At 33.7% G+C, this 17,541-nt stretch carries 11 protein-coding genes; 1 reads left to right on the top strand and 10 read right to left on the bottom strand.

Going from position 1 to position 17,541, the window contains the following annotated elements; all coding sequences use genetic code 11:
* Positions 1–2 precede the first annotated feature (2 nt).
* Complete coding sequence (cysM, locus tag OD90_RS02420) at positions 3–890, bottom strand: cysteine synthase CysM (protein WP_144666058.1); 888 nt, start codon at positions 888–890, stop codon at positions 3–5.
* Positions 880–1,674 carry a serine O-acetyltransferase EpsC gene (gene epsC / locus OD90_RS02425; RefSeq protein ID WP_144666061.1) on the bottom strand — a complete coding sequence of 265 codons (795 nt, stop codon included), beginning with the start codon at positions 1,672–1,674 and terminating at the stop codon, positions 880–882. Before epsC ends, cysM begins: the two co-directional genes overlap by 11 nt.
* 131 nt (positions 1,675–1,805) lie before the next feature.
* Between epsC and OD90_RS02430 the strand changes: the two genes are divergently transcribed.
* Complete coding sequence (locus OD90_RS02430) at positions 1,806–3,284, top strand: sensor histidine kinase (RefSeq protein WP_144666064.1); 1,479 nt, start codon at positions 1,806–1,808, stop codon at positions 3,282–3,284.
* A 91-nt stretch (positions 3,285–3,375) separates the two neighbouring features.
* Here OD90_RS02430 and OD90_RS02435 read toward each other — a convergent pair whose 3' ends face one another.
* The 8 genes from OD90_RS02435 to OD90_RS02470 form a co-directional block, all read right to left on the bottom strand.
* Entirely contained in the window at positions 3,376–4,491 is a 1,116-nt protein-coding gene (locus tag OD90_RS02435) for a GAF domain-containing protein (protein WP_144666067.1), read from the bottom strand.
* Between the two features lie 628 nt (positions 4,492–5,119).
* Positions 5,120–5,761, bottom strand: coding sequence for a DUF6266 family protein (locus OD90_RS02440; protein ID WP_144666070.1), 642 nt, complete (start codon positions 5,759–5,761; stop codon positions 5,120–5,122).
* Positions 5,762–5,938: 177 nt separating this feature from the next.
* Complete coding sequence (locus tag OD90_RS02445; protein ID WP_261374450.1) at positions 5,939–6,520, bottom strand: DUF6943 family protein; 582 nt, start codon at positions 6,518–6,520, stop codon at positions 5,939–5,941.
* Positions 6,521–7,891: 1,371 nt separating this feature from the next.
* A complete protein-coding gene (locus OD90_RS02450; protein ID WP_144666073.1) occupies positions 7,892–9,976 on the bottom strand; it encodes a DUF262 and DUF1524 domain-containing protein in 2,085 nt (694 codons plus the stop codon).
* A gap of 20 nt (positions 9,977–9,996) precedes the next feature.
* Positions 9,997–12,096 carry a Piwi domain-containing protein gene (locus OD90_RS02455; protein ID WP_144666076.1) on the bottom strand — a complete coding sequence of 700 codons (2,100 nt, stop codon included), beginning with the start codon at positions 12,094–12,096 and terminating at the stop codon, positions 9,997–9,999.
* 19 nt (positions 12,097–12,115) lie between these two features.
* On the bottom strand, positions 12,116–13,960 hold the full coding sequence (locus OD90_RS02460) for a class I SAM-dependent DNA methyltransferase (RefSeq protein WP_144666079.1): 1,845 nt from the start codon (positions 13,958–13,960) through the stop codon (positions 12,116–12,118).
* A gap of 1 nt (position 13,961) precedes the next feature.
* Positions 13,962–17,087 (bottom strand): Eco57I restriction-modification methylase domain-containing protein, encoded by a 3,126-nt coding sequence (locus OD90_RS02465; RefSeq protein WP_144666081.1) that lies wholly within the window; start codon positions 17,085–17,087, stop codon positions 13,962–13,964.
* The gene (locus tag OD90_RS02470) at positions 17,084–17,425 is read right to left on the bottom strand and encodes a helix-turn-helix domain-containing protein (protein WP_144666084.1); all 342 of its coding nucleotides are present in this window, start codon (positions 17,423–17,425) and stop codon (positions 17,084–17,086) included. Before OD90_RS02470 ends, OD90_RS02465 begins: the two co-directional genes overlap by 4 nt.
* Positions 17,426–17,541 lie beyond the last annotated feature (116 nt).

Consider the following 17,541-nt stretch of genomic DNA (forward strand, 5'->3'; position numbering starts at 1 on the left):
TTTCAAACCCCTAATATTCCAGAAGACAAATATCTATCTCCTCGATCACAAATGATCGAGACTATAACTCCACTTTCAAGCTCGTTAGCTAGTTTAAGAGCAGCGACAGTAGCACCGCCACTGCTAATACCGCAAAAAATACCCTCTCTAGATGCTAGCAGTTTAGACATATTCTCGGCCTCTTGTTGACTAACGTCTATGATACGATCCACCTTTGAAGGATTAAAGATTTTAGGTAAATATTCTTGGGGCCACCTGCGTATTCCTGGAATACGGGAACCATCTGTAGGTTGTACCCCAACGATTTGTATATCTGAGTTCAGCTCTTTTAAAAACGTAGAGGTTCCCATAATTGTCCCTGTAGTTCCCATTGAGGACACAAAATGTGTCACCTCATGATTTGTATCTTCCCAAATTTCAGGGCCAGTAGATTCATAATGTGCTTGCCAGTTATAGTCATTACTAAACTGATTAAACATAAAGTATCCCTCAGTTTTAACTCTACTTTCTGCATAGTCGCGAGCCCCTATAATACCTTTATCTCCGTCTGTCAAAGTGACTTTTGCTCCGTAAGCTCGCATGGTTTGAACACGCTCTTTAGTTGCATTTTCTGACATTACTAACTCAATATCAAGCCCATAAGCACTCGCTACCATTGCTAGTGCTATTCCAGTATTACCACTTGTAGGTTCAATAATCTTAGTAGCTTTTGTAAAATCTCCATTTGCAAGACCTTGCTTAATCATATTAAATGCAGCTCTATCCTTTACACTTCCACCTGGATTTTGTCCTTCCAATTTAAAATAAAGATTCACATTTGGATTAGTATTTAGACTTTGAGATTTTACAAGTGGTGTGTTACCAATTAAATCAAATAAATTATGAGACATTAGATGCTGTTTTAATAGTTACGTCTGGCGATGTATAGACCTTAGAGTTAGGAGGTACCGAATTTGTGACAAAAGTATTACCGCCAATAATACTATTAGCTCCTATCGTGGTGAGTCCACCTAATATGGTTGCGTTTGCATAAATAGTGACATTACTTTCAATAGTAGGGTGGCGCTTGGTTTTACGTAAGTGTTTTGCAACGTAAAGACCACCTAAAGTAACACCTTGATAAATCCGGACATTATTCATGATGATAGAAGCTTCTCCTATAACGACTCCAGTCCCATGATCAATAAAAAAAGAATCTCCTATTTGTGCTCCCGGATGGATATCAACACCAGTTTTGCTATGAGCACACTCAGTCATCATTCTTGGCACCAATGGAAATCCAATTTTATGCAATTCGTGTGCAAATCTATAAATTGAAATCGCATAAAAGCCAGGGTAAGCCATGTAAATCTCTTCAATACAACTAGCGGCAGGATCACTTTCTAAAAATGCCTGAGCATCAAGGTTTAACCTCTCCAGAAGTGATGGAAAGGTTGTCATGTAATTTTCCCAGATCTTCTTGCAAGGTTTTTCAATTTCCCAACAGGCAAGATCTACTAACTTTTCAAATGAAACTTCTAAATGATCAAGATTTTCTGCAACTGGAGTCTGTACATCGAAGAGCGTATAAAAAAGCCGTTCTGTAAATGCTACAGTTCGCTCTTGTAACTCAAAATTTAGGTTAGGTTGCGTTTTGTGAGCAAGTATATTTTCAATAATAAATTTCTTATTCATAATCGTTATGCGATAATGCTTTCGCGAAAGCGTGAACTAAAAACCTTATACATCTTTAGTTATTAAAAAATATTTTTTATTAGCTTTAGAAAAACTAATTGTAAAGTTACCAATCTTTTTAATGTTGATGTATGAATATAATAGAAGATAAGGAAATTCAAATACTCATTTTCACAATCATTTTTGGAGTTTTTGGGTTGTATCATATGTTGACATACTTAGTATTAAGATATAAAATTCTTCTTTATTATTCGATACTTATTTTTGGGCTCACTGCTCACTGGAGTCTTTATTTTATAGATAAGTCAGTACAATTACAGAGTTCAAGTATATCTCAAAAAATTTCCGTACTAACGGCTATGATCACCATCATAGGTATGCTTTTATTTACCAAAAGCTATTTAAATATCAGAAACGAAAAATATAGAATATTAAATTCTATCTATATCAATTTTGTTCTTATAGCAGCAACCATCTGTGTATTTCACATTATTAATTGGTTTTTATTTAACAATGTTTTTTTACAAAAAGCGCTCTCTGTGATAGCAGCTTTATTAGCCTTAGGAGCAATCATTTTAATTCTTTTTTCAGGCGTAGTTTTATTTAAAAAAAATAGATTAAACAAATATTATCTATATTCTAGCTGGCCCTTGATTTTTTCTGCCTTATTATATACAGGCGGTTGGTTATTAAAGAATAGTTTTAATATCGATAAAAGTATTCTCATACTTGTGACATCTATTCTAGTAGTTTTACAGCTATTATTATTTTCTGTAATTATTGGGTTTAAGTTCAAATTAATAGAAGAAACTAATTTTAAGTTGCAACTAGATATTAACGAAGATCTGCAAAGTAAAGTTGCAGAAAGAACAGAAGAGCTCGAAGTTGCTAGGCAGTCTCTAGAAAATAAAAATGCTGACCTAGAGGAAATAAATTCAATAAAAAATAAATTATTTTCTTTAATTACACATGATGTTAGAACACCTCTACAGAATTTTGGAAGTATTATTGATTTATTAGAATCAGACTTAGAAAATGATATTAAAATTGAGTTGTCTAATGATCTGAAAATTGAAATATCAGAAAAATTAGAAATGATAAATGGTTTGTTACAATGGTCTTATAAACAAATGGATGGTGTTCAAGTAAAAAAGGAGTCATCTAAGTTAGTAGAAGTGTTTGAAAATACTAAAGCTGAATTTACCCGAATGGCTAAAGAGAAAAATATAGAAATTATTATTGATACTGACTCATCCAGTATCAATATTGATAGAAATATGCTCAAAATAATTTTGAGAAATATAGTCTCGAATGCACTAAAATTTAGTCCCAAGAATTCCACTGTAATCATTTGGTCCTTAACAAGCGATAAAAGTGTTGAAATAGGAGTGCAAGATTCTGGTAGTGGAATGAAATCAGATTGGTTTTTAGATTTTTTATCAAACAAGAGACCATCTACAACGTTAGGTACTAACGGGGAGAAGGGGACAGGTTTTGGATTAATGATTACTAAAGATTTTGTAGAGATGAATGGTGGAGAAATTTTCATTGATAGTGATTCTGATAAAGGAACTACTATTAGACTTTTATTTAAGAAAGATGTAATTTAAGAGCTACAAGATTTACTTGTCAAGTTTTTTAAAATTGCACTTTTTTTACTTTCCAAAAACTTTTTTTGAGTGTTGTCTGTTTTTCAAAGAATCACTGCTTATAGGTATTGTTATGGCAAGAAATTTTTGTTTTCTTTTCTGAATATACTTCGTTTAATTCCTGTGTAAACTCTTCGAGTTCTTTTGAAATAGCTTTAAGATAACCAGAATACTCTATAATTTGTTCATGTGATAAATTAGCTTCTGACTCTAATAAATTAGTAATTCCTAACATAGTGGTCACTGGTCTTCTTAGCACATGAGAAATATCAAAAGATATTTGCTCTAAAGCAGACTGATACTCAAAGTGATGTGTTACGTCAGAAAACGAACCGTACATAATAGTATTACCATCCTTTTGTCTTATTGGAGTACCATTTATAGCATGCCAATGGTATTCATTATTGTGCTTTACACGATATTCATGATAAAGCTTATTTTCTTCGTTAACAGAAGTATTTAATGCCCTTTGAAATCCTTCTATGTCATCTTGATGTATTACCGAGAAACCAATTGTAGGATCTTTAAGCCAATTTTCTAGGTTTATTTCAGGATGTAATTTTGTAATCCCTTTACTTAGAAAATTAAAACTTAAGTCTCCTGTACTGGATATTAATAATTCAAATAATCCTATTGGGAGTTTTTCCGTGAGGTTTACAAGTCTCTCAGTGTTGAAGTCAATGGTTTTTGTAAGACGATTGATTAGTTTTAACGACTCAATCCTATCCATCGCTTTATTTGCTAGAATTTCTAAAGCTCTTTCTTGTTCTTTTAAAAATTTTCTTGGCTTTTTATCAATTATACATAAAGTTCCAAGCACGTTATTTTTTTTAGTTACTAAGGGGGCTCCTGCATAAAATCTGATATTAGGATCTCCTACAACGAGTTTATTATTTACAAATCGTTCGTCCTCTAAAGCGTTTTCAATTACAAGTACTTCGTCTGGATTGTGCAATGCGTGCTGGCAGAAAGAGTCATCTATATTCGTCTCTGTGGCATTGAGACCCACGTTACACTTAAACCATTGCCGTTTGTCATCTAATATGGTGATTAAAGATATGGGGGTGCCACAAATGATTGAAGCCAATTCTGTAATTTCATCTAATTCTCTTTCTGTTTCGGTGTCAAAGAGATTATAAGATTTTACGTCTTCTAGTCTGTTGTTCATTATTCATACTTTTAATGAGTCACAACTCGGTAATGAAAATCACATCTTTGTTAAGATGTTTATTTCAGTTGTGATAATAATTATTTAAAAGTGGGGAACACTCAAATATATTGAAAGTTAGCAATTTTTTTAATAACCGCTTAAAACTAGATAGGGTTGGTTTTCTTTTTGAAAAAAGTTAAGGAAGATATTTCCTCAGTTATTAGACTATAGGTTGCATTGTTACGCTTTCGCGAAAGCATATAGAAACGAATTCTACTTGAAAATAAATGTATAAGCGGTGTATAAGAGATTGAGTGAGGAACAATTTTTATATGATTTCAAACTTTCATATAACACTAAGAAGTGGTAGTCTAACCTTTGAGCACTTCAAAATATCACGTGAAGTAATACGTGTATAGAAAATATCGAAATTAAATTAAACCAGTGTAATTCTGAGTCTACTTCCCAATACAAAATGTAATGCAATACTGATTATCAGGTAATTAACTATAAATAGATACAAATAAGCAACAAAAAGTGTTGAATTATAGCTAATTAAGGACTAAAGATAGGAAAATCGGGAGTTGTAAATATAAAAAAACCGCCCCCAAATGAGGACGGTTTTTCAAGAAAACGTCAATCGCTATTAAGCAACTGTTACAGAACCTAAATAAGAGCTATTCGCTACTTTAGAGCCATCTTCTGAGATAAACGCTAAGAATACCTCTACATCTTCACCTGTGTATTCAGAAGGCACGGAAATACTTTCTGTTCCTGCTGACCTTACTGGTCCAGCTGTGGTAAATACACTTTCTCCTCTTGTAGCATTGAAAAGCAAGATTAATGCTTTATCAGTAGCCATTGCACTTCCACTTCCAGAGTTATCTGTCCAGGTTACATCTACTGTTGCAGCACTTGGAGAAGTAGCCGCTCCACCAACTGCACCTGTAAGATTTCCACGAGTTACCAAAGAGTTTGCGTAGTCAATAGCAAAACTTGGATAAGCTCCTGTAATTGCATTGTTCAAGTTATAAGACATTGCAGCGTTAAACTGTGTCATCTTGTTCGCATACAACTTGAAACCAACTCGCAAAAAGTCTGTCATTGGTTGCAGGAAGCGAAGTACCGTTGAAAACTTTGAGCGTTGGTCAACTTGTCCTTCGGTTCTTGGGTTCGCTACACTGGAAGGTTTAATTCTTAGGTAATCAATGCCCTTCCAAGTTCCACCGATTACATTCCCAACCTGTCCTGAGACACCACCGAGAATACCTTGATTAATTTTTCCCATCTTTTCTATATTTTTTGGGGTTCAACAAATGTTCGGACTTGGCACGGACTTGACTCGGCTTTGTCCCTTTTCAACTAATATACTTCAATAACTATGCATTAGTTTAGTCAGGGTTGTTGTTGCTTTTCTTTGCTCTTTTTTGCCTATAAGAAATTGATTTTATGACAGATGCAGCGTTCAAGCCGCACCTGTTTTATTCATCAACTTATAGAAGATTGCCTTTTTGGCGGTATCAATCATTTTTAATGAAAGCTTGAGTTTTTCCTCATTAATTTCTAAGAGTTTTAGGTGGTGAATTGACTGGTGAAATAACTGCGGATGTTTACTTGCAATATTTTCACTATCTCGAAGGTGCTTTTTAATATCTCCAATCGTTATAAATGGAATTACAGAACCTTTTAGATAGTAATGGAATGATTTAGATTTCCATAATCCGAAGCAAAGCCAATACATAAAATCCTTATCGGATTGATTGGTCGTGATGCAGACAAAGCAATTCGGACAAGGTTCATTCAGCGGTTTTCCGCTATTCAATCCTTTATTCAATATAAAGAAATGAGGTTCGGAATAATTCAGGTTTAATCGGTGGGTTTTGATGCGAAACGTTTTCATACAGTGAGCCATTAAATATTTGCTCGCTTCGCTTCGCACATTCATTTTTAAAAGAGAAAAGAAAAAAGGAAAAAAAATAAAAGAGAAAGCTCTGTTACAGGCGGGTATGGAAGGGTTGTCAAGGTTTTTGGAAAAAATACTACCCAAAGGGTGGAGATTTTTATCAAAACCCGTAGGGCTTGACCTTGAAAATCCCTTTGAGCGTTGGCATTGAGCGAACCCGCCTATATTTGCTTTCCTCTGTTATTTATTGACTTATTATATACTTCTAAGGAGAAAAAAAAAGAGCCCCCTAAAAGGGAAGCTCTGATAATGATAACTCTAACCAAAATAAGCGAATGGTGTAATCTGTAACACCGCAATGAACAACGCCTAAAAAGAATGGACGACCTGAGTAACGAACACCCGCTAACAACCAGCGGCTACCACAACGGACTGAAAAAAGTGACTTATACATAATGAAATAAATTAAATTAAACATAGTGCCGTATCACAGGAACGGTGCGATTGGTGCAAGGGCTGTGGGAAAAAAATACTACCTGAAAGGTGGAGATTTTTTTATCCAACAGGCGAAGCGAACCCTTGTGGCTCTCGCATCCGCACGCCTGTACCTTTGCTCTATGTTTGAGTTTTTTATTTCTCTATAATTGGATTGAGAATTAGACTGACTGTGGCAAACTGTATTAATTGAAGGATTAAATCAAAAGACAGATTTCTAAAAGAAACTAAGTTCAATTATAAACTGGAATGTGTATTGTTAGTCAAATCGTGCGTAAACGCAGGTAAAAACAGCCTTGAGCTAATCGGCTGGACAATGGCTGCAAGTAGTGAGGCACGAACGGATTGCGGACTTTGGACAAGCAACGCGAGCCGCCTGCGAGTGGAGCAAGGGTGCTACCAACAGAAGCCCTGATAAGGGCGGTTTGTAGCTATGTGTGTAGTGGAACGTAGCCTTTTTGTAATTTTTCTTTACACAAAAAGGCGGAGTGAAACGGAACTTACACAAGGCTTACCGCTTTAATAGCCAGAGCGATAGCGGAGGCAAATCAATCAGCATTAAGCCGCAGCCCGTAGCGACCCGCAGGCGAGCAAAATTATGGGTAGTGGTTGGATTTTTTGCGACTGACTGGAGGAACGGAAGGAAGTGGCAAAAAAGACAAAGGAACTACCGTGACAACTGACAGAGGAACGCAATAAAAGTGACAAGCTGCGTAGCTTTAGCGAAGCACCCAAAGGGCATTGCAGCTCTTTTTTTGACCTTTAAAAATTGAAGTATTCCAAAAAATGTGCTGTAATGGCTTGGCGATTTTATTTGCTGACGACCGAAGGCGGAACACCGCTTTACCTGCGTTTGGATGTGCGTTGGGAAAAGCAAGTGCAGGGCTGAATGAATTGTAGTGCAACGGAAATGAATGAAGGACTTCTCTTGCTGTGCGTTGCAGGAAGTGGGTGATTGTAGTAAGTGAGGTACGAGCGAACGAAAAGAACCTACTGGAAGCAAATGGCTGTGCGGTGGGATTATATTGATTCTACTTGTTCTTCAAATGCTTGTTCAATCAATTCCATTACATAATCCAAATCATTAAGATTCTCTAAACCTACTTCAACATCTCCATTACCCCATCTACCTAAACCTGATACATCTTTACAAATACCTTTCGGGTCTTTAATACGGTCAAATTCAGTGTTCAATGAAAGACGTAATCTTTTCTTTTGAGGAACAACATCAACGAAATTTGTTTGTGCTTTAAATGCTATGTATAGCTTTTTAAATTCTACTCTTACCGAAGCATCTAAATTTAAAACTCGTTTTTCAAGATTCTTGTACAATTCCAACATATCACCTTGTAAGTGGTCATAATGTTCAATGTTATAAACCGCTTGTTCTTTAGTGGTTTCAGGCTCTTTGTATAACTCTAATCTATCATTAGATAATTTAGGCTTTTGCCATACTGTACAGGCTCTTTCAGCTAATTTGGAAGCTCTTTTGAGTATAGCATCTTCATTCCAAGTTGTAGCTTCTCTTACTGAGGAATTTAAAAACAAAGGACTTGTATCAAAACCACCTTCTATTGATTTCTTATCAGCAAATGGTCTATCTGATAATTCTGAATTATATCCGGTTAACGAAAGATTACCTAATGAATGTAAATATTTGTCTTTTACTCTTTCCCAATTCTCACCAAGTTCTTGTTGCCATTGTGGAGATACATTCTGATTTTGAGGTAAAATGTGTTCTATTGTATAGTTTTCAGCATTAACCAATTCTTTACGTTTCCAGTTTTCAAGAGATTCTAATAAGTAGTTTCTTGACCTAAAACTGTAAACGTCTTTAACTTGTAATTCCTTTGTGAATTCAGCATCTGAAGGGAAACGTCTATAACCATCCATTAACAAGAATGCAGCTTTAACTGATTCCAAATAGGTTTCTCTTTTAATTCTTTTGTAAAGGGTTGCAAAGGTTTTATTGAGACTGTTTGTTGGAATACCACAAATGGCTCTTCTGAATACATAATTGGAAACCAAGGATATGATTTCAATAAACTCATCTTTGTTTATTTGTTCTTCCTCAAAATCGCCATATACAGCCAATAAGAAAGGATATGAGGTATCAATTTTAAGTTTTGTTATCTCTTTTAATTTCTTAGCTATTTCGGTGTCTTGCTCCTTTAATAGTGCTATACGTACATAGAATTTTGAATATCTGTGTAAACTCTTTATGGCATCTTCAACGGTTTTAAAGCCGTTTTTAGAATTGAGAAACCTTTTGTAAGTCTCATACACAAGATTTATTTTAGGAATGGAAGCTTCCTTCATTGTGAGATAATCACGGATAAACCAAGCAAGAGCACCAATATTTTCACCAAAGCTTTGTTCCATTGGATACCAATATTTTTCATAGAGTACATCTTGAAGTTCTAAAGGCTGACCCATTAATATGTAATTTCGTATCAAATCGGCTTGTGATAAGTCTAACCCTGTAGAGTTCAAACTCTCAAATATTAACTGTGGATTGTCTTTGTCTCTTTCAAGAATTACATCAACTATAATCAACTTCTTAATACCGTGGTAAATGGCTTGAACATTCTCAGAGTGATATTTCCCTTTGAAAAAATTATAGTTATCTAATACCTTTTTAGAATAGTCCCCGTCAATTTCTATTTCATCAATAAGTTTGGTAAAAGTAGATTTGTCTTTACGAGTTAGAAGCAACTTAAATTTAGAGTCATCCTTTCTATGCTTATTTACTAAATAGGTTTCTTGTATTTCTTCCCAAGTCTCATCTTCCAATGAAACATCTTCGTGTTCCTGTAGATAGTGAATAAGAGCAAGAAGCATTAAGGAAACTGTAGTAAGTCTTTGTTGGCCATCAATTACAAGTAATTCGGGAACACTGGTAATTGGAGAGTTACCTGGTTTAAAATAAACTATTGAACCTACGAAATGAGAAAGCTCTGTAGCATCATTACCTACTCTTAGAATATCCTCAAACAATTGCTGACATTGCTTAATTTGCCAAGAATAGGTTCTCTGGTATATTGGAATAGTAAATTGCTTTTTTCCATCTAAGAGGCTTAATAGTTGTGCTTGTGTTGCTTCCATATATTTTTAATGCTTTATCATTATAAAAACCAAAGGTTATCTTTTCCAAATTCGGGTATTTCGTTACCGTCAAAATGTGGGAGCATTTCTGCAACCATTTCAGGGTATTTTATGGTAACTGGTAAGTTTTGTTGTCTTACCGATTTCCAATACATTCTACTGAATTGATATACTTGGTCAATAAGTTCTCTAACTGTTTTTATGTCGTCTACCAATTCCTTTTGAGTACAGTAGATTTTTAGTTTTATCGGAAATGGGAAACCATCATAGAAATTAAACTGATTATTGCTGTATCGGGTATTGTTGAACAACAGGAATTTGTTGTAGCCAATATTGATGTATGTACCGCTTAGTGGCATTAAGTCTTTCCAACCTAAATCAAATGCTACAATATCTGATGATTCTGTTTTATTAATGGAAACAATGAACACTGGTATTCCTAATCCTAATCTTTTCAATCCATCTTCTATGGGTTGTAACTCGTCTTGGCTCATTGTCTTGTAAAAATGAATTACCAAGCGTTTTATATCAGGATTTAGTGCTGCATAATCTTTCACCGATTTTATAATAGAACCCGCCAATTCCCTTGTTTGGTCTTGTTGGAAACATTCAAAACGATTGAACCTACCATTATTAGAAAAGCTAAATGCACTTCCTATGTATTGAACATCAAAATCAGGGTTTTTAAATGCACCTACACCAACTACTAATTCTTTCTTTACTGTGTTGTCCAAACGCCAAGGAATACCGTTTAATTTGGCTAAAATAGCTATGGCAATGTTGGGTAAGCTAAAGTAATATTTGTCGTTAGTCATTACTTTTTCAGCATCTATTACCTGAGAGGAAATACCTTTTTTAAGTAGTAGTTCTTTTAGTTTATAATAAATCTTTCTTCTGGACTTATCAGGTGAGTTTTTTGAAAATGGACTTATGTAAATGGCTATATATTGAATGTCGGGTTCAAAGTGCTTCTCTGTAACCTTAGTGTAGATTTCAGACCAAGGATTCTCTCTATCCTCAAACATTATACTAAAACCTTTTTCTGTGTGGTAAGGCGTATGAATGAACTTTGATAAACCTCCAAAACCTCTTTCAGTACCTCTAAAAAACCTATCCATTTTCATAGCTACCTTAACATCATCTTTATGAAAAATGAAGAAGAAATGAATTTTTGAAGTATCGCTAAAATCAAAAGGACCGTGATTTTTCATACCGTTCATTGGAACAATGTCGGTCTTTCCTTCACCAAATAATAACTGATTACTATTACTCTTTACTCTTCCTGTTTTAATTTCCTCTACTGGAATAAAGCCATTGGAATTGATAGGAATAAGGTTCTTAAATTCTTCTGTATTTAGATAGGTGCTATAAAAGTAGTCGATAGCATCCTTGAACTTTTTGTACTTGTTTGATTTATTTGGTGCTTCCGTGGTTTCCCCCAAAGCATCCCGAATATCGAAGTTCCAAACAGGAAATACTTGGTCATAAGCTCTTTTACCTGCACTTGGCAATTCATCAAATTTATACAGTCCATTTTCAAATATTACCCAATTAAAAGCCTTTGGTGAAACAGACTCTTGAATTTCTTCAACTGATTGTTTATAGACTTTTGAAGTACCCTCAAAGGTTACAAGTAGTTCCAGTTGCTTTGATACCGTCTTGAATTGTACTTTAAGCGAATAGCGGTCGAATAGATTAAATTGACCCGTTTTATCGTACTTCTTACTTTGTAGCCATATTTCTGTATCACTTATAAAATTAGGTTTGACTAAAAAGCCTTTACCCTTGAAATACTCGTGAATTTGTGAGTTGTAGTATCGTTTTAACAGAGATACTGATAAACCCGAATTATGAACTCTAAAAGAGCGTTCTTCTCCGTTTTCATCTTCCTTTGTTTCGTAGCTTGGATTAACCGCTTTTGTAACTGGATAAAAACTTTCTATGCCTTTGGTGTAAGATGTGTAGTAATGCTCTTGTTCCCCAAACTCCTCAATAACCTCATCAGGAACTAAACTATGATACACCCTTGTAAGTGATTCATTTTCTACATTGGTAAAGTAGAGTGTTAGTTTTTCCTGTGGATGATTAAAAGTTAGTATGTTGAAACAGTGATTTTGCATAATTAAAAGAGTATTTGATTTAGTTGTCCATTACTACCTCATATTTATCAGATACAAACTCATTAATGCTTCTTTTAGATTTTAAGCTTAAAAGCTCTTGTTTCTCACTATCAGATAATTCGCATACCCCAAAATGCTTCACATAGTTTTTAGCATAAGAATAATAGCCTGAAGAATAAGGTTTACTTGTGTTTTTCATATAGTAATCGAATACATCAGATTCAAGTATTCTTTTTAGAAGAAGGAGTTCTTCCTCTGATTCAGAAAAAATGGCATAGCCGCAATAAATAAGCATATCCAAATTATTGGTGAATACGAAATGAGGACTTTTCGCCATATAAGGGAATAAGAGTTTTAATCCCTTATCATTTAAGGCTTGTGTTCTGCCAAAAGCATACCACGCACCATAATCCCCATTTCCTTTATCTCTACCATCAAGTTGACTTTTATAATCTAAAAGATACTTATATGCTAAAGGAAATTTTTCTTGGAGCTTTTCTTCCTTTATCAAAGAGAGTGGAGCTATACCATTTGTATAAGGATAAATTAATTTTTCTTTTACTTCTTCAATCTCGCTTTCAGTTTTCAGAATATTAGGTTTGATAATCTCTCTACAAATGGATTTTTCAACCGAGTATTCTTTCTTATCTTTTATGAAGTAATAATTTGATTCATCTTCCTTTATAGGTTTAAAAATATAAACATCATTGCTTAACGTAGCGATTCCATTTTTTATAGTGTATAATTGATCTAAACTTGGCCCTGCATTTTCAATTCTATTAATGTTAGAAACAATTTGTGCATTATTTAAAAGCCAACCTCTATGATGGTTTAATGTGCTATATTCAAGAATTGAATATTTGAATTGAGTTTTATTTAAAATATCCTTTGCGGTAGCCTTTGTGTAAGAAATATTACCATCATTTTGATTATCAATAAAACAGATGCAAGTATAAGTTAGTCGCTTTTCAAATATTTGCTCGTGACCAAAATTGATAATGGTTAAAGGAAACTCATTATGTGATAAATAATTTCTTAGACCTCTTGCATTAACGCTTTTGAAAAATGAGTTAACAGTAATATATCCAAGAACACCATTAGGGTTTAACCAATTCATACCAATTTCAAAAAAGGGAAGGTATAAATCTGGATTACCAGAAGAAGCAACTTTCCAATTTTTAAGTAGCTTCTTTGAAGCACTATCTATATGTTTTGCTCTAACATAAGGAGGGTTCCCTACGACTATATTAAAGCCTTTATTATTTTTTACTGACGAAATTTTATACCAATCAAAATTCAAGGCATTACCTTCAAATAGATTAAAACTAAACTCTTTATCATCTTCTCCTTCTCTAATTGCTAAAAGAGATAGCAATATCTTAGCTCTTTTCAAACTGTTAGGACTAATGTCAAGACCATACAACTGAGAAAAAATATCGCTATATGCACTATTGGTTTGTTTTTTGAGTTTTTTGGCTGCTGAATAAAGGAACGCACCGCATCCACAAGAAATATCAGCTATCAATATTTTATTTGGTCTATCTGTGAATTTTATTAGTGTATTGTCTACTATATAATCTTTTATTACATCAGGTGTATATACAGCCCCATTAGTTTGTTGTTCACTCTTTGGAATGGCTATTTCGAAAAGTTCAATCAATGATTGGGTAGAAAGTTCAGAATTAATTTTAGATAAAAGATTGAGCACTAATTCATTGTCTTTTCCAAGAAGATGATCTTTTATCAATTTATTCTTAACGTCATAAATACCTCTTGAATACAGGTAAATAGTTGTGAATAACTGATCCAAAAAGGTATTGTCTTCTGAATGCTTATTTACTATATTTTCAAATATCTTTTTCATTTTACATCCAATTATTTAAGAATGTTACCCTATCAATATTTCGACCTCTTTCATTAAAAAAGGCTATCTGATCTTCATTTAAATCATATAAAGAATAGACTAAGTTGTCCAATTGATTCCATAATTGTCTTAATACAGGTATTAAAGTATTTCTGTTGTTTGGGTTTGTACGATATTGATCTTGTCTATTTTTAATATCTCTTGAAACTGTAGCAAGTTGACCTACTAATTCTGGAGAGTTATTGAAATTTTCGACAGGAAATGGAATTGGCTCTAAAAACTGCTTGTTAAACTTGAAATATCCATTGGACTGAGGATTTGCAATTGAACGACCTAAAACAGAAAATACTACTGAGTTAATAATCCCTGATACAGCAAAAAGGCGGTCTTCCGAAACTTCATCAATTTGGATAAAAAACATATTTGCATTGTCACAATAAATTTTATCAGATAAAGTGACAGTAGCAAAAGTGTCCATTGTAGTCATTGGTACGAGAACTTTTGGATATATGTGCTCTATATTATTAGCTCTGGTGTAAATGTGCCAAAAATCTTCCGTATATCTTTGTGGGTTTCTGATTGGCATTGTTTGAACACCTCCATTAGCTACAGGCCCTTCTAACCTCTCTCTCTGTCCATCTAAATAAGCTCCGGCTAACGGATAACGTTCACAAAATTCAGGATAAGAAATTTCTCTTTTTTCTCCATCAATTATATCATAAGGAAATATTACATAGGTATTTGTAGTGTCAGGTCTAAAAGGGTAAAATTGGACATTACACATTAAGGGTCTGCAAGCTCCTTCCTCTATTGTAATATTATCTTGCCAATTTGAACGTCCTGTTATTATACCATCTGTAACATTTGTAGCGGTGATATGATAAGCCTCATTCTTTAAAGCTTGTAAACCTACTTTCACATTTACAACATTACCGAAAGTTCCTAATCCTGCCAGATCAAGTTTTACGCTTAATAAACTTGGGTCGTCAAAACTCCAAGGATTTGCAGTAATTGATTCACTTGGCAAGTTATAAAATTGTGTTTCATCAGATTCAGCAATCAATAATTCACGCAGATAAGCGGGTAGTGTTTCAATATTGTCTTCAGTTTTATGATAATAAAATTGTTCTTTAGGAGATTTATTTAGAACAAGTGTCGCCACATATGTCATTTTTCCTTTAAAAATACTTTGCGTTGTAAAATCGACTATTGTTGAGAGGTGACTTCCAGATGAAATTAATTCACGAATCTTACTACCATAATCTGTTTTAAAAAAACGTTTCTGAACAATAAAACCTAAACGACCATTGTCATTCAATATAGACAATCCTCTTTCTAAAAAAGGGACTGCAAGATCTATTTTGCCATTATTCCCTGTTGTATATGTATCCTTGATAAAGGAATGCATAAAAGGTAATTCAGTATTAAAATGTTTAACTTCAACATAAGGAGGGTTACCCACTATGAAATCAAATCCTCCTTTATTGTCGAAAACATCACGGAAATAATCATCAGTTTGCCAATCAAAAGGTCGAGTTTTGAAAAGCTCTTCATCATTGTCTAAAATTTCAGGATATTGAGTAAGAACAGATGAATCAACAAGAGAATTACCACACCTTACGTTTAAGCCTATTCCATTTAATATTTGCTCACCAAACAGACCTATTTGTTCTGAAGCTTCAGGGTATTCTTCATTGTCAATAACTTTGAGAGCAAGAGACATTTTTGCAACCTCTACAGCTTCAGGATCAATATCTACACCATAGATACAGTTCTTTATTATAGCCTGCTTCCCTCTAAGGTTCAATATGAGTTCAGTTTCTGTTTGACTGAACAAATGATTATATGCTTCGTTCGGTGAATTACTCTGAATGTCGAGAACAATATCTTCTAAATAATCATAAAGACCTATTAAGAAAACACCACTACCACAAGCAATATCTAATGCAGATATACTCAATACACCTTCAACACCTGAATCTATTAGATTTTGCTTTATTAGGGTTCTTTTTATTATATCATCTACTAAGAATTGCGGTGTACTTACTGCTCCTTTTGATTTGATGTACTCAGTTTTTAGAATATCTGAAACACCCTCCTCAGTTAATATCAACTTTTTAGAAAGAAAGATTTCATAAATATCACCAAGAAGTTTAGTCGGGATTACATCAAACCTATAAGGAGAGGGGTAATATAGATATGATAATAGCTCGTCAAAAATTTCATTATTAATTGTGAGATTATGAATACTGTCAATACGCTCAAATAAAGGACCATCATAATGTTGATAGAAATCTAAATATGAAGATTCTTTAAATCTCTCCCAAAAACCTTCTTCCTTAAATTGTAGCAATAGAGCATTTTCTTCTAATCTCCTTGCTTCACATACTCTAATAAAAAGAATTCTATTTATAATAACCTGAACAACATAGCTTAGCAATGATGTGTCATTTGCTACGACTTCATTATTATTTTCAAGAATATTTCCCGCTAATGAAAGTCTAAAACCAGATAAGAAATTCGCAAAAGCAAAATCAGGGCTAACTTTTTTAATCCCTTCAACCTCGTTTCCTGAATACAATTCTGCCAATCTACCACCATAAATATTAGGCTTAAACAGGTGATTGTCTAAAAGCTCGAAATTATCAATATACTCATCTACAGTTAAGAAAATTCTACCAAACCCAGCTGCTTGTTCTCTATTGGGGATATAACCACAATCATAAATCGCAAACTGTTCAAAATTTGAGATAAAGGCACAAGGTGCTAAAATTGACCAGCCATATGATTTAATTTGAAAGGATGCAGAAGTATCTGTATTCAGGTTTACAGTAATATCCTTTGCATCTAAAAATGTGAGTTTTTCTTTTCCTAATTTAAATGTGTAATCAGGTCGAGTACTGGTAGATCCAATTTCTCTTAATCTATCCCTTTCTGCTTGTGTTAGTGTTTTTTCCTGTAGGATTTGAGAAGTGTCTTGTACATCCCAACCAAATATACCCAACATTTCATTTAGCCAAGTACGAATAGTCTCTTCTGAAGTTAAGTCGAGGCGACCTTCTTCCTTAAATTGGTTATATCGATTAACAAGATTTGTTAATGCTTCACGTCTTTGTTCGATGCTCATTGTTTGTCAAAATCAAGTGAGCCTTGTTCCAAGCTCTTGTTCTTTAAATATTTTATTTTCTCCTCTGCTACTTTAAGAATTTCATTTGGATTTTCTTCTGCCAATAAATCATTTGCTACTTTATCACTCATTAGAATTAAACCAAGAGTATTTTCATCCTCACTAAAAATTTCAGCTAAAATGGGAATCATTTCTTTATTTGCTGATCTTTCACCTCTTTCGATTTTACTGAGAGTAGATGGGTCAATATCAAGTGATGCAGCTACCTTTCTAAGTGGCAAACCTGATTGCTCCCTTAAACTCCTTATGTATTCTCCAAATGTTTCGTTTATAGACATTTCTTGTTTTTTCTGGAAAAATTAATTTGGACATTAATTGTCAAATATAAGATTGTTTTCTAAAATCTCATTCCCTTATTATAAAAACTTATTGGTCTGAGAATTTTAAGGAAATA

The organism is Dokdonia sp. Hel_I_53, assembly GCF_007827465.1.
Taxonomy (GTDB): Bacteria; Bacteroidota; Bacteroidia; order Flavobacteriales; family Flavobacteriaceae; genus Dokdonia.

Excerpts from the sequence above, each read along its gene's own strand:
- OD90_RS02460 (WP_144666079.1), bottom strand. The coding sequence starts at position 13,960 with ATGAAAAAGATATTTGAAAATATAGTAAATAAGCATTCAGAAGACAAT.
- cysM (WP_144666058.1), bottom strand. The coding sequence starts at position 890 with ATGTCTCATAATTTATTTGATTTAATTGGTAACACACCACTTGTAAAA.
- OD90_RS02455 (WP_144666076.1), bottom strand. The coding sequence starts at position 12,096 with ATGCAAAATCACTGTTTCAACATACTAACTTTTAATCATCCACAGGAA.
- OD90_RS02430 (WP_144666064.1), top strand. The coding sequence starts at position 1,806 with ATGAATATAATAGAAGATAAGGAAATTCAAATACTCATTTTCACAATC.
- epsC (WP_144666061.1), bottom strand. The coding sequence starts at position 1,674 with ATGAATAAGAAATTTATTATTGAAAATATACTTGCTCACAAAACGCAA.
- OD90_RS02465 (WP_144666081.1), bottom strand. The coding sequence starts at position 17,087 with ATGAGCATCGAACAAAGACGTGAAGCATTAACAAATCTTGTTAATCGA.
- OD90_RS02440 (WP_144666070.1), bottom strand. The coding sequence starts at position 5,761 with ATGGGAAAAATTAATCAAGGTATTCTCGGTGGTGTCTCAGGACAGGTT.
- OD90_RS02450 (WP_144666073.1), bottom strand. The coding sequence starts at position 9,976 with ATGGAAGCAACACAAGCACAACTATTAAGCCTCTTAGATGGAAAAAAG.
- OD90_RS02470 (WP_144666084.1), bottom strand. The coding sequence starts at position 17,425 with ATGTCTATAAACGAAACATTTGGAGAATACATAAGGAGTTTAAGGGAG.
- OD90_RS02435 (WP_144666067.1), bottom strand. The coding sequence starts at position 4,491 with ATGAACAACAGACTAGAAGACGTAAAATCTTATAATCTCTTTGACACC.